Annotated in this window: 11 protein-coding genes; 7 read left to right on the top strand and 4 right to left on the bottom strand. The window is 52.9% G+C overall.

Annotated elements, in window-relative coordinates; all coding sequences use genetic code 11:
* Positions 1-88 precede the first annotated feature (88 nt).
* From G6R38_RS23735 to G6R38_RS23745, 3 genes are read left to right on the top strand one after another with little or no spacing between them, the layout of a single operon-like run.
* Positions 89-1339, top strand: coding sequence for a M16 family metallopeptidase (locus tag G6R38_RS23735; protein ID WP_166831272.1), 1251 nt, complete (start codon positions 89-91; stop codon positions 1337-1339).
* Between the two features lie 40 nt (positions 1340-1379).
* On the top strand, positions 1380-2078 hold the full coding sequence (locus G6R38_RS23740) for a ZIP family metal transporter (protein WP_166831273.1): 699 nt from the start codon (positions 1380-1382) through the stop codon (positions 2076-2078).
* Positions 2079-2135: 57 nt separating this feature from the next.
* Entirely contained in the window at positions 2136-3362 is a 1227-nt protein-coding gene (locus tag G6R38_RS23745) for a M16 family metallopeptidase (protein WP_166831274.1), read from the top strand.
* 23 nt (positions 3363-3385) lie between these two features.
* Here G6R38_RS23745 and G6R38_RS23750 read toward each other — a convergent pair whose 3' ends face one another.
* Positions 3386-7234 carry a mechanosensitive ion channel domain-containing protein gene (locus G6R38_RS23750; protein WP_166831275.1) on the bottom strand — a complete coding sequence of 1283 codons (3849 nt, stop codon included), beginning with the start codon at positions 7232-7234 and terminating at the stop codon, positions 3386-3388.
* A gap of 195 nt (positions 7235-7429) precedes the next feature.
* Between G6R38_RS23750 and G6R38_RS23755 the strand changes: the two genes are divergently transcribed.
* Complete coding sequence (locus G6R38_RS23755; RefSeq protein ID WP_166831276.1) at positions 7430-8128, top strand: TVP38/TMEM64 family protein; 699 nt, start codon at positions 7430-7432, stop codon at positions 8126-8128.
* Positions 8129-8176: 48 nt separating this feature from the next.
* Here G6R38_RS23755 and kbl read toward each other — a convergent pair whose 3' ends face one another.
* The 3 genes from kbl to G6R38_RS23770 form a co-directional block, all read right to left on the bottom strand.
* Positions 8177-9361, bottom strand: coding sequence for a glycine C-acetyltransferase (gene kbl / locus G6R38_RS23760; protein WP_166831277.1), 1185 nt, complete (start codon positions 9359-9361; stop codon positions 8177-8179).
* Between the two features lie 761 nt (positions 9362-10122).
* The gene (tdh, locus tag G6R38_RS23765) at positions 10123-11151 is read right to left on the bottom strand and encodes an L-threonine 3-dehydrogenase (protein ID WP_166831278.1); all 1029 of its coding nucleotides are present in this window, start codon (positions 11149-11151) and stop codon (positions 10123-10125) included.
* Positions 11152-11331: 180 nt separating this feature from the next.
* Positions 11332-11832 (bottom strand): FHA domain-containing protein, encoded by a 501-nt coding sequence (locus tag G6R38_RS23770; protein WP_166831279.1) that lies wholly within the window; start codon positions 11830-11832, stop codon positions 11332-11334.
* A 255-nt stretch (positions 11833-12087) separates the two neighbouring features.
* Here G6R38_RS23770 and def point away from each other — a divergent pair, with 255 nt between their 5' ends.
* From def to fmt, 3 genes are read left to right on the top strand one after another with little or no spacing between them, the layout of a single operon-like run.
* Positions 12088-12666 carry a peptide deformylase gene (gene def / locus G6R38_RS23775; RefSeq protein WP_206028705.1) on the top strand — a complete coding sequence of 193 codons (579 nt, stop codon included), beginning with the start codon at positions 12088-12090 and terminating at the stop codon, positions 12664-12666.
* A 17-nt stretch (positions 12667-12683) separates the two neighbouring features.
* Positions 12684-12989, top strand: coding sequence for a hypothetical protein (locus tag G6R38_RS23780; RefSeq protein WP_166831280.1), 306 nt, complete (start codon positions 12684-12686; stop codon positions 12987-12989).
* Between the two features lie 48 nt (positions 12990-13037).
* Entirely contained in the window at positions 13038-14027 is a 990-nt protein-coding gene (gene fmt, locus G6R38_RS23785) for a methionyl-tRNA formyltransferase (protein ID WP_166831281.1), read from the top strand.
* The last annotated feature ends 17 nt before the right edge of the window (positions 14028-14044 follow it).

Consider the following 14044-nt stretch of genomic DNA (forward strand, 5'->3'; position numbering starts at 1 on the left):
CGCGCCCCCGCTGCATAGACCGCACGCCATTCGTCGCCTAAAATCGCCTGTTCGGCAAACGGTACGACGGACCCGCAGGAGCAACGGCATGCAGGAGCAGACGATTCATACCCACACCTTCGAGAACGGTTTGACGCTACTCGTCGAACCGATGCGAAGCGTGCAATCGGCGGCGTTTTCGTTCCTTGTGCCCGCTGGGTGTGTATACGAACCGGATGGCCAAAATGGAACTGTCGCCGTGTTGTCCGATTGGATTTCACGTGGTGCGGGGGATTTGAACAGTCGGGAATTGTTGGCGGCTCTCGATAATCTCGGTGTACAAGGGAGTGAAAGTCCGGGAGTGAGTTTCCTGACGTGCTCCGGTGCGACCCTGGCAGCGAACTTGCCGGAAGCGTTGAAACTCTATGCCGACATCCTCCTGCGACCGCATCTGCCCGACGAAGAGTTTCTTCCCGCAAAAGCCGGAATTGAACAATCGTTGCGTGCCAACGAAGACGATCCGCGTCAGAAAATCATCCCCGAATTGCGACGGCGATGTTACGAACACCCTTGGGGCCGTCCCTCCGATGGAACACTCGAAGAATTGCCGAGCGTGACCGCCGACGGTGTCCGCGAGTTCTATAAACGGTTCATGCGTCCGAACGGTGCGATCCTGGGAATCGCCGGTAACGTGGAATTTGAGCCGATCAAAAATTGCATCGGGGAACTCTTCGGCAGTTGGGGCATACAGTCCGACCCCGAATTGGCCACACGTCCTAGCGGACCGGCGATCGACCACATCACTCACGAGTCGGAACAAACACATATCGCATTGGCATATGACGCCGTTTCACTGCCTGATCCTGATTACTACACCGCCTGGGCCGCGGCGGCAGTGTTAGGGCAGGGGATGAGTTCTCGACTGTTCACGGAAGTCCGTGAGAAACGGGGATTGTGTTATTCAATCTCTGCCAGTTATGGCGGTTTGAAACATGCCGGTCGCGTGACCTGTTACGCAGGGACATCAAGCGAACGGGCTCAGGAAACACTTGATGTCACACTCGCGGAAATTCAACGCCTAGCCGACGGCGTCACACAAAACGAACTCGATCGGTGTAAAGCCATGTCGAAAAGTTCGCTGGTGATGCAACAAGAATCGACACGTCAACGGAGTTGGTCGATTGCAAGTAACTGGCATATCCGAGGTCGCGTGGTACCGTTGCAAGAAATCAAAGATGCGATCGACGCCCTGACGATCGACTCGATCCAAGACTACCTCGAACGCCACCCCGCCAAAAGTTTTACCATCCTCACACTTGGACCGACTGCTCTCGAAGTTCCGGACACTTTATCCTCCTAGTCTTCCACTTGTTTCACGGCAACGCGGATACTCCTTACTGATGACGCTTGTTCTCATCTATAGTTTTGTCGCCGGTCTTTCGATGCTCGTGGGCGGAGTGTTGGCTCGGTATTCGTCGTTGCCATCAAAACGATTCGACGGTGTCATTCTCCACGCGGTCACAGCCTTTGGCGGTGGAGCATTGCTAGCAGCCATTGCATTGGTCCTCGTTCCCGAGGCAACGGAACAACTTGCAGCCTGGCAATTTGGGCTGGCTTTTGGTGGTGGTGCGGCCGCGTTTATGGAACTCGATCGTCGATTGCAAAACCAAGGCGGAACGGGAGCGCAAGTCGTTGCCATGCTCTCAGACTTTCTCCCGGAAGCCATCGCCTTGGGTGCAGCGTTCGCACGAGGTGATTCTTCAGGACCGCTGTTAGCAATGTTGATCGCACTTCAGAACGTCCCTGAAGGGTTTAATGCCTATCGGGAATTAGAATCGGTGATGCGTGCTAGGAAAGCGTTGCTAATCCTATTCGCGCTTGTTTGGTTGGGACCACTCTCAGCGGGAGTGGGTTATCTTGTGCTAGTCGATTATCCAGATATTGTCGCCTACGTGATGTCATTTGCGGCTGGTGGGATTCTATACCTCATCTTTCAAGATATCGCACCAGAAGCCAAGCTCACGAATCACTGGGCGCCACCACTAGGAGCCGTTGCCGGCTTCCTGCTTGGAACGCTCGGGGACTATATGGTTCACTAATAGTCAATCGCGACTACTCGTTTAAGTTTGCGATTGAAATATCCATAAGGAAATACAATGCAATTTCATCAGGCGACGCTACCAAACGGATTGACGGTGATCGCGGAACTGAACCCGAACGTCTATAGCGTTTCGCTCGGGTTCTATGTGCGGACCGGAGCACGAGACGAAACGCCCGAAGTATCCGGTGTGAGTCATTTCCTTGAACATATGGCATTCAAAGGAAACGAACAGTTTACCGCGGATGATATCAATCGAATGTTTGATGAAATCGGAGCCGACTACAATGCTTCGACGAGCGAGGAAGTCACGACATTCCACGCCGCTGTACTGCCTGAGTACTTGCCGCAAACTTTTGAACTCCTATCCGCCGTCATGACGCCTTCTCTCCGAAAAGAGGATTTCGATATCGAGAAGCAAGTCATCCTGGAAGAAATCTTCATGTATCAAGACCAGCCAAGTTGGGTGGTTTATGACAACCTAATGGAGTACCACTTCAAAGGACATCCGCTCTCACAAAGTATTCTTGGCACGGCGGAGAGCATTACCGCACTGACTGTCGAACAGATGCGTCAGTACTTTGCCGATCACTATCAAGCCGGCAACATCACACTAGCCGTTGCCGGGAACACGAGTTGGGATGAGGTTCTGAAACTTGCCGAACAAAACTGTGCAAGTTGGCCGAGTGGTTCACTGAATCGCAACACGGTTGAAGCACAGCCGAGCGGCGGGGAGTTAGTGCTCACTCGTGAGAATAGCCTTACCGAGTATGTACTCTCGATGGCTCCCGCACCGGCCGCAGCGCATCAACTATGTTTTGCAGCCCAGTTATTGTCGGTTGTGGTTGGTGATGGTGTGAGCAGCCGAATGTTCTGGGACATTGTCGACCCAGGACACGCGGAGACGTGTCAACTTGGCTACTATGATTACGATGGCAGTGGAGCTTGGATGACGTATCTCAGTTGCGATCCAAGTGAAGTCAAAGCCAACCGCGATCGTATTGCGAAGATCTATGATGACATCAACACGAACGGCGTCACAGAGACCGAGCTGCAACAGGCAAAGAACAAAGTCGCCTCAAGAGTGGTTCTTGGAAGCGAACGCCCTCGCGGTCGTCGGGCGGCACTCGGTGAGAATTGGCTTTACCGTCAGACTTATCATTCCGTCGAAGATGATCTTAGAACCGTGCAAGACCTAACAACAACAGATATGCGCAACTTGCTAGACGCCTACCCGCTAAAAGAGTCTAGCGTTGCTGCCATCGGTCCTTTAGAGCACGTCTAAACCACAATGCAGTCTAAAGCCGATTAGGCGCTTCGTATTTGGTGCTCGTCCTGGTCAGTGCTTTCTTCGGCGGCGTGCTGTGTTGGCATGGGGTTGAACAATGCGTGTGCGTCGACGCTGCGAATGTGCAAGTCGCGTTGCGGGAACGAGATTTCAATGTTCGCGGCACGGAAGGCTTCATCGATCTGTGTATGCAGTTCGTGAGTCGTCGGCAATTTGAGGTCGGCACGTGGAAGGTAGCATCGCACTTCAAACGTCAGTGCGCTATCACCGAAACCGTTGAAGGTCACGTTAGGAGCCGGATCATTCATCACCGCGGGATGATTCTGCATCACTTCGTACAATAACTGAGTCGCTTTTTTCGTGTCGGAACCATAGGCGATGCCGACGGAAATGAAGACCCGTTGCACTTGATCGGACAGAGTCCAGTTAAGCACGGTTCCGGTGATCAAATCCTTATTAGGAATGATCATCTCTTTGCGTTCCCAGTTAGTAATTGTCGTCGCTCGCATCCGAATCCGGCTGACGATCCCATCGGTGCCGTTGACAGTCACAATGTCACCCACACGCACCGGACGTTCGAGCAGCACGATCAAACCGGAGAAGAAGTTCGCAAAGATTTCCTGCAATCCAAAGCCGAGCCCAAGCATCAAGGCAGCGGCCAACCATTGCACATGTTCCCATCGAAACCCGATGGCGTAGAACGCGGCTGAGATTCCTATGAAGGTCAGTGCGTAGCGACTGAGCGTGGTGATGGCGTAGCGGGCGGCGTTGTCGATCGGCAGGCGTTGAAGCACCATTAATTCGAGCAAACCGGGTAAGTTCCGAACCGCCGCGATTGAGACGATCACAATCAACAATGCGAGGGTCAGGTCGGCCAATGTAATGGGAACCGCCACGGTTTTCGCGGCGACTGCGGTCTCAGTGTCCGAGGCGGTCGCCGTGTCGACGGGTGTGGTTGGTCCTGGCGACGCGCCGTTGCTGTCTTCCGTAGGGGACACAACGCGATCAATCGTCAGAAATGGGACTTCAACTTTCTTCAGCACCGAGAGTGCCGGCAGAACATCCGCCCAAGTGAACCACATTCCCAAAGCAACACCCATCGTGATGAAACTTCGGAGCAGTTGCCGAGTTTGCAAGTTCATCTCGGACAACGCCATCTGTGGATCGTCAATGATGACATCGGGTTGGCCAATCGGAAGCGAATCCGACTGAGCAGCTTCACGACGACGACGGTATTGCTCCATCGCCACGCGGCGACGTGTCACCAGCAACCAGCGTTCGGCGATTGCGTTCGCCGTCACGAAGGCAAACACAATCCACAGCGTGCCATACAAACGGGAAACCAACTGCGTCGACGTGTATTGGTATCCCATCACCGCCAAGACAGCGAACGTGATGCACACCGCTAACGCACCGTAGGACCACACGTATTTGGTGCGTTCAATCCACGTTCCGCTGTGATTCTTGAGGAAGTCTCGCATCGTCGGCGAACCGGGTCGCAACACCCGAAACACAAACACACTCGAGATGATCAATGCCGCCACGAGACACAACCGCCCCAACGACTCATGTTCGTCGCTGCGAACGAATGAGGCCGCCGCCAGCGTTGCCGAGATAAACGTGAACGGCAAGCCGATGAAGATCATCCATTTCAAACCGCCCCGAAGACACCCCAGCACATCCTTTGGCCAATCGAAATGAGCTTGGGCCAGTCCTCGGTTTCGGCAGATCTGGCGAAACAATTCCAATGGGAAAAACGTTAGGCCCATCGCCATGAAGCCAGATGCAACCGACGTTACGAACAGCGGCGATTCCAAGTGACCCGACAATCGCCAACCGATGAAGTACCAAGTGGCCGGCCACATGCCTGCAATGAGAATCGTCAAGCCAAGCGTTTCCGCTGTCGGGCGGAACTTGTTGCACGACTTCTTCTGTGCCGCATCGCCTAATGCGTGAACTTGTCTCCGCATGCGTCGTCCACGCATCAGTAACAGGACGAACGCAATTAACGCCACGCCCCACAAGAATGGGTTTTGGACGATATCGTCTTTCCAGTAGATCAGCACGTTCTCCCAGCGGCTGGGATTCGTGAGATATCGGATAGCGCTTTCGTAGTTGGCCGGTTCCTGATTCCACAGTTCGTTGGTACTGCGAATCCACAGAATGTTTTCCGAGATGAACCGCAGATAATCCTGAGTCTCTTCGACGAGGCGTTTCTGAGAGTCATCCAGATCCAACAACTTATCTTGATAAATCCCATACTCAACATTCAGATCTTCAAGGTTCTGCTTCTCTGTGTTGAGGAGTTTTTCGAGCAGCGGTCGCAGATCATCACGCTTGTCTAAAGGGATACTACATTCCGGATTCTCGTAAAACAGAGTGCAAGCTTTATCAATGACGGCAAGTTCGTTGGCTCGGTCGATATTGATGCTCTGTTCGACCTGCACTTCTTGAATCTCATCTTGTCGCTCAAAGATCTGGATGTAGAGTTTCCGAACGTCCGGCAGACTATTCCGCCGCAACCGCAGCAGTTGACCAACGTTGTTATTACGACCGGAAATCTTGACTCGTTCTCGACTTGCGTCGTGATCACGACGGACGTCTTCGAGCAGAATTTCCGTTTTCTCCAATTCCGCGACGATCTCCGGAACACGTTCGGCTGCTTGCGACCGTAAACTTGCAAGCGTTTCGATGCGTTCGCTTAGTCGTGTGATTGTCGGGTATTCGGCGTACGCAACCGCAGCCTTCGTAAGACTTTCGGCTTGCTTGGACTGGGTTTTCACTTCCTTGGCTAACGCCTGTTCCACTTCGGCTCGGCGTCGCTTGATCTCCTCCTCAAGCTGCATGAGCCGACGCGCAGCGATGTCGCGTTTCAACGGCAACACTTCCGTTTGCGACTGCAACCAAGGACCTTCCTTGTCGATACGACCCAACGTCGCTTGCAGCAATTGTTTCTTGGCTTGCAAGCGAACACGCTCTGCGGTGTTGCTAGGGGTGGCGTCGGCTCCGTTCGGTATTTTTTTCAGTTGCTCTTCGAGTTGCGTTAGTCGTTCTTGGGTGTCTTTGCGTTCTTTCGCCAACTGTTCCTGGGCCGCCGCCTTCTTGAGCGCCGAGATCAACTCTTCCAGCTTGGCTTTTTGGTCGACCAACTTCTGTTCGCGTTCAAGCAGCTCCTGCCGGAGTTCTGTGAGACCTTTCCCGGCAGTCTCGATGACGATTTGTTCGTTCGCCACCGCTTCTTTCTGCTGCTTCAGATCCTTCACCAAAGCCGGAGTTTCCTCAATGCTCTTGGTAAAGTTTTCCCCTTTGGCAATTTGTCCCTCGGCTTCTTTCAAATCTGCGAGGGCTTGCTCATACAGACTGACAATCTCCTTTTGAACCGCTTCATCGAGCTTGTCTCCTTTGACCTTTGCGATCGCGGCTTCCACGGATGCGATGGTCGGTTTGTCGTTGGTCAGCGTCGCTCCCTGCGGTTTTGTCTCCGTGGTTTCACCCGCAGGAGTTGCCGGCATTGGTTGGGCCGACTCCGTGGTGTTCGCTTCAGGTGGATTCGGATTCGCTGGCGTCACCACCGGTTGCGGAGACGGTTGCGGCTGTGGCTGTGCATCCACTGGAGCCGGGTTTTCCGCCGTCTTTGGCGGTGCCATCGGAGTTTGATCAATCACCCGTGGCGTAATCTGCGACGGTTTAATCGATTCCGGATCCGGCGGCTGAATCTGGAATAATCCCCAGTTCAACGGAGGCGGAGACTGCGGAAAAAGTTCGTCCACCGACCGAATTTGGGCCACCGCCACCGGAGCCGATAGCAAGCCGGAACCCAAACCCACAAGTGCGATTACGAAGATACGGATGAACCGTGAATTCGACATCGAATCCATTCAACGTCCCAACAAAATCGAGAAAAATGTTCTTCTATTTAAAACCAGTCCGATGGAAGTTTCCCAGATTCCTTCGATCGTGGCAAGACGCGACCAGGGGGTAGTTATGTCCGATACCCCACAGACACGCCGGCGAAATTATGCGAGAATCCTTGGAATCATTCTCCCTGGCTCCCGAAAGTTCCCATGAATTGGTTTCGTTCAGAAGTTGTGACTGTCAAAAGAGTTGCGATCGCGGTGTTGATTGTTGGTGGATTGTTACTTCTTCGACTGCTTCCCACCGATGAACTCCGAAACACTCTGCAAACCTGGCTGGACGACCTGGGATTCTGGGGGCCGGTGGTGTTCGTCGGTCTGTATATTGTCGCGACAATCTGTTTCCTACCCGGTTCCATTTTGACGCTCGTCGCCGGTGCGATTTTCGGTTTGGGTCTGGGTTTGGCTGTGGTTTCGATCGGTTCGACGATCGGAGCCGCCTGTGCGTTGCTGATCGCCCGTTACTTGGCTCGCGCGAAAGTCGAACAACTGGCAGAAACGTATCCCACATTCCAAGCCGTCGACGAAGCCATCTCCGAGGCCGGATGGAAAGTCGTGGCGATGCTCCGGCTCTCACCGGCCATCCCGTTCAATGTGCAGAACTATCTGTACGGACTCACCAACATCAAATTCTGGCCCTGCGTGCTGACCAGTTGGATCGCCATGCTGCCGGGGACATTCTTATACGTCTACATTGGCCACATCGCCGACTCCGCTGTCGCCGGAGAGGAGAAACCGGTCGGTCAATGGATTCTGCTCGGCGTGGGTTTGATCGCAACCATTGCGGTCACGGTTTACATCACTCGGTTGGCTCGTCAGAAGTTAAAATCACGAAACCGCGAGCTGTAAACATCACCTTCAATGCACCGAATGCCAAGCAGAATCACACCGCGGAAATTACACCCCGAGTTCTTCTTTCACCGCTCGGAACTGTTCGACGGCGAACTGTAAATCGTCGCGAGAATGCGCCGCGGAGACTTGCGTGCGGATACGAGCCTGACCTTGCGGAACAACGGGGTAACTAAACCCAATGACATAGACACCGCGTTCGAGTAACCGATCCGCCATCCGACTTGCGAGAGCAGCATCACCAAGCATCACCGGCACAATCGGGTGTTCACCGGGCAGCACATCTAAACCGGCTTGTTGAATTGCTTCCCGAAAGTAGCGAGTGTTGTCTTCGAGCTTGTCGCGAAGTTCGGTGGAACTCATCAGCAGATCGAGCGCCTTGATCGCCCCTCCGACAATCGGTGGAGCCACCGTGTTACTAAAGAGGTAAGGTCGTGATCGTTGTCGGAGAAGTTCAACAATCTCTTTCCGCCCGGATGTATAACCCCCGCTCGCACCACCGAGCGCTTTACCGAGTGTTCCAGTGATTATATCAATCCGACCAATGCAATCGTGATACTCATGCGTGCCACGCCCAGTCGAACCGAGGAAACCAGCGGAATGACAATCATCGATCATCACCAGCGCATTGTATTTGTCCGCTAGTTCACAGATGGCAGGCAGATTGGCAATGTAGCCATCCATACTAAACACGCCATCAGTTGCAATCAGACGAAACCTTGCATCTTGCGATTCTTTGAGTTTTGTTTCTAAGTCTTGCATATCACTATTGGCATAGCGATAGCGTTGAGCTTTACATAGTCGAATTCCATCAATAATACTCGCATGATTCAATGCGTCTGAAAGAATCGCATCTTCCGGTCCTAGCAGTGTTTCGAATAGCCCACCGTTGGCATCAAAACAACTAGGATAGAGAATGGTATCTTCGGTACTCAGAAACTGTGTTAGCTTGGCTTCGAAGTCTTTGTGAATCGACTGCGTACCACAGATAAACCGCACGCTCGCCATCCCATAACCGTATTGATCCAACGCCTCCCGAGCCGCTTGAATCACTTCGGGATGCTCAGCTAAACCAAGATAGTTATTCGCACAAAGATTGAGGACATCAGCCCGATTCGTCGTCTGAATATGGGCATCCTGCGGTGACGTAATAATTCGTTCACCTTTCCACAACCCGGCCGATTCAATGTCTTGAAGTTGACTCGCTAGATGCTCTTGAAATTGCCCGTACATCGAATACCTCAACTCATAATGTAAGCTGGGACAAGTCCCAGCATCTTCTAGAGACTCAACATCGTAGAAATTGCTGGGTTACGCTGTGCTTACCCAGCCTACAAGTCTTGCTCATTTCCAATCTGAAATGAATTCGGCCCAGGCGTTTGCAGGCACCATGATTAATTCATTGATTCTCGATTCGTCAACCCGACCGTTGACGACATCATACAAAATTATTCCAAGCTGACCGTCGATCGGGCGATGTTTCAATACCTGCTGCAACCAGACCCAAAACGTCTTCGCTAGTTCTGGATTCGCTTCGGTCCAAGCAATCCAATCATCGTGATGACTGATCAGAGCCTTAAACCACTCTTCGGTCCCGTCGCCGGCCCACCAATGTCGTCGATGTAGAGCCGGAATCCATTTCGGGTTTTCTGTTTCTTCAACTTGCCAAAAGTCGTCGTCCTTGAGAAATTGCGCTATTGGCAGAGGTTGTGTTGTCCATGCGGAATAGTATACCGGAATGTTGAATATTCTCGTTTCAGTTCGCGTACGCAGTTCTAACACTTCTGGCGAGAACTCCCAGCGTTCTCCAACACTAGATAATGCGACTAGCAAGACGACGCCTATCGAAATGTAAAATCTCTTTCGCATTTGGCGTACTCATTGCTAGTCCAAGTAGGCTGGGGCTAGCCCCAGCATCTCTAAACTCTCAACATTTTAGAGGATGCTGGGTTACGCTACGCTAACCCAGCCTACAAATCTACGAGTTATGAATACTAGTCCTTCCAGTGTAGTAAGACTTTGCCGCTTTCACCGCTTTTCATGGCTTCGAAACCTTTTTCGAATTCGGTGTAATGGAAGCGGTGGGTGATGACGGGGCTAATATCTAGACCGCTTTCAAGCATCACGGTCATCTTATACCACGTTTCATACATCTCACGACCGTAGATACCTTGGATGTTAAGCATATTGAAGACGACTAGGTTCCAGTCGATCGCGATCTCTTTCTCCGGGATGCCGAGCATCGCGATTTTGCCGCCATGACACATATTGTGCAGCATGTCACGAAACGCACTTGGGTTGCCACTCATTTCGAGACCGACATCAAAACCTTCGTGCATATCGAGTTCTTTTTGCACGTCGGCTAGTTTTTCCTCTTTCACATTGACGACCCGAGTCGCACCGAGTTTCTGCGCCAACTCCAACCGCCAGGGATTAATGTCCGTGACAACCACAAATCGAGCACCCGCGTGCTTGGCAACCGCGGCGGCCATGCAACCGATTGGGCCGGCTCCGGTGATCAACACATCTTCGCCGAGGACATCAAATTGCAGAGCCGTGTGAACCGCATTGCCGAACGGGTCGAAGATCGAGGCGATATCCTTGTTCACGCTTGGACGATGATGCCAAACGTTCGACATTGGTAACACGACATATTCCGCGAACGCGCCCGGCCGATTCACTCCGAGACCTTGCGTGTCTTTGCAGAGATGCCGACGCCCGGCTAGACAGTTCCGACAGCGACCACAAACGATATGACCTTCACCGCTGACAATTTCACCCGGATGAAAGTCGGTCACGTTCGAGCCAACTTCCACAACCTCGCCGACGAACTCATGCCCGACCACCATCGGCACTGGAATCGTTTTGGCCGCCCACGCATCCCAATTGTAGATGTGCAAATCCGTGCCACAAATCCCGGTGCGGTCGACGCGAATTTTCACATCGTTGATCCCAACGGTGGGCTCGGGCACGTCGTCCAGCCACAAACCTTCGCGAGACTCCTTCTTGACCAACGCCTTCATGACTCGATTCCTTCATTGTGGATTCAATTTCCAAGATACTAGACCACCAATCTCCATTTTACAAGAACAATTATCCAATATTATGGATTCTGAGTACGAGGCATTTCAGCCAGCGCAACGAAAAACGCTCCTGGACGAATCAAGGAGCGTTCGAGGGCCAACGAATTGATGTGTGCTGAATCAGTCGATGCCGTCATCGGAGAGTAACCGTACGTCGCTTTGGCTATCGGAATTGGAGAGTGCCGGGGGAACGTCGTCGGAGTCATTCCAGCCTCGCACGACCGCTGAGGGGAATTCCGCTTCACCGGCAACACTATCATTGTCGGAGTCTCCGATGTCGACGATCGGTTCGGTGTGGAATCGCTCGACCGAATCATCCTCAGACGGCGGTTGGCCCGGACCCAAGTGCACACGATACTTCACACTCGCGAAGGCGAGTTCGTCCCCTGGTAACAACGCCCCTCGGGTGACTCGTTGCCCGTTAACTTTCGTTCCATTGGTGCTGCCAAGATCACGGACGAACAGTAACCCGTCGGTTTTCACGATTAAGCAGTGCAGCTTAGAAACGCTGGCTTTCTCCAGAATGAGGTCGCAGAGGCCGTGTTTACGACCGACGAGAACCAGATCGCTATTGATACTGATGGGCTTGCCACCAAGAACTGGAATCAGCTTGGCTTCCATATAACTCTCGGATACGGCATCACGGTGTTTTGACGTCAACTTTGTCCAATAAACATAACTGAACACCTTTGATTGTCCGCTCTTGATTGGAAAGAGTCAAGAATTGATCCTCTCAGCGGGTCAACTCGGGCGGAATGCGGACCGATTCTTAACGTTTTCTGGTTTGGAGCGGTGGCGAAGCACTCGACGCCTCTAGCGGACATTCCTATACTGAGGTGCTTCAATTATTAGGTTCCGCCAAGCTGAAACGCGATCATGGAAATTGTTCACTATCCCCACCCCGTTTTGCGGTTCAAGTCGCTACCGATTACACGAATCGATGCCGACTTGAAGGCCAAGATCGCGGAAATGTTCGAACTGATGTATGCCGCCAAGGGGATTGGTCTGGCTGCTAATCAGGTCGGGTTGCCGTTTCGGTTCTTTGTGATCAACCCGTCCGGCGATCCCAAGCAGAAAGAGTTTGAGCAAGTTTTCATCAACCCGGAGATCATCAGCAAAAAAGGCAGCGAAGAGGGTGAAGAAGGCTGCCTCAGCTTGCCGGATGTCTACGGACCCGTGAAACGAGCCGCGAAGATCAAAGTGGTTGCCTACGATTTGACCGGCCAGGAATTCGAGTGGGAAGTCGACGATTTGACCGCCCGCGTGATCCAACACGAAAACGATCACCTTGACGGTGTGCTGTTCATCGATCGCATTCCTGAGCAGAGTTTAGCCGAAGCAGAGCAGTTCCTGACCGAATTCGAAACCGTCTTTCGACGTCGGCAAGCAGACGGGGAACTCAAGTCGGACGAGGAACTCGAAGCCGAGCTAAAAGGGATGGCACAAACAGCTTAACCGTCATTGGAGTCTGAGTGTCCGATATGGAATTGGTTCCGCTGTTTGGGCAAATGATCCGTCGGGACTGGGCAGATGCCTTGACGGAAACCCAGCTGGAGACACATTATCGAGACGCGGAAGGACAATATCGGCGGATTCCGTTTGGCGAAGAAAACTTTCTCAATCCGCGAATCGCGGAAGCTGGGCCGTGTCGGCATTGTCGAACTATCAAAGGCAAGTTGCACTTTCACGCCTGCGACTACGAACAATGCCCGAAATGTAACACACAACAAATGGGATGTGATTGCGAGTTCATTGGCCATGAGTGGCGTGAAGAATGAACCGAGATTGTTCCGTAGTTCCAAATTCAAAGTTGAATTTCTAATCGAATGCCAGGAGACACCGCTTTCTACAATCCACTTCGTCTTGTGATGATGGGCACGGGCACGTTTGCTCTGCCGACGTTTTTGAGTTTGTACGATTCGCCGCACGAAGTGGTGGGGTTGTTCACGCAACCGGATCGCAAGGGACGTGGGCACCATAACCATCCGCACCCCATGCGGGAAGCCGCCGAAGCCCATGGCACACCGGTGTTTCAGCCGGATAACGTGAACACGCCGGAATCACTCGCGGATCTGCGAAATCTGAACGCTGATCTGTGCGTTGTGGCGGCGTACGGGCAGATTCTTTCAGCGGAACTCCTTCAGACGCCGAAGTTTGGGGCAATCAATCTCCACGCATCGTTACTGCCGAAGTATCGCGGAGCGGCTCCGATTCAGTATGCGATATTGAATGGTGAGACATCGACCGGCGTGACGATTTTCCAGATCGAACCGAAACTTGATGCCGGTCCAATTCTGGGGGTCGACGCCATCAAGATTGGTTCCCGAGAGAAGTATGGAGCGGTGCAAGAACGGTTGGCAGCACTGGCGGTGCCGTTGACATCACGGGTGTTGGGCATGTTTGCCCGTGAGGAAGTCATTGGGCAGCCCCAGGATTCCACCGGCGTCACGAAGGCCCCGAAACTCCGTAAGGAACATGCGGCGATTCCGTGGGAGAAACCGGCGGCAGCGGTCGCAAACCATCTCCGAGCGATGCAGCCGTGGCCGAATCCGTTCACGTTCCTCAATCAGCCGAACAAGAAGCCATTGCGGCTAATCGTCATGCAAGCGCGGCAGGCGATGAATGTGGAACGGTCCCATGAAGCCCCCGGAACGGTGCTGAAATGCGATCGAGGACGTTTTTTAGTGCAAACTGGTGACGGTGTGCTGGACATCTTGGAAGTCAAACCGGAAGGCAAACGAGCGATGCCAGCGGCGGCGTTCCTGAACGGTCACCAAATCCAACCCGGTGATCGGCTGAGTTCGCAGCGTTCGTGATACGTATCGTCAAAGCC

The sequence above is a fragment of the Thalassoroseus pseudoceratinae genome (assembly GCF_011634775.1).
Taxonomy (GTDB): Bacteria; Planctomycetota; Planctomycetia; order Planctomycetales; family Planctomycetaceae; genus Thalassoroseus; species Thalassoroseus pseudoceratinae.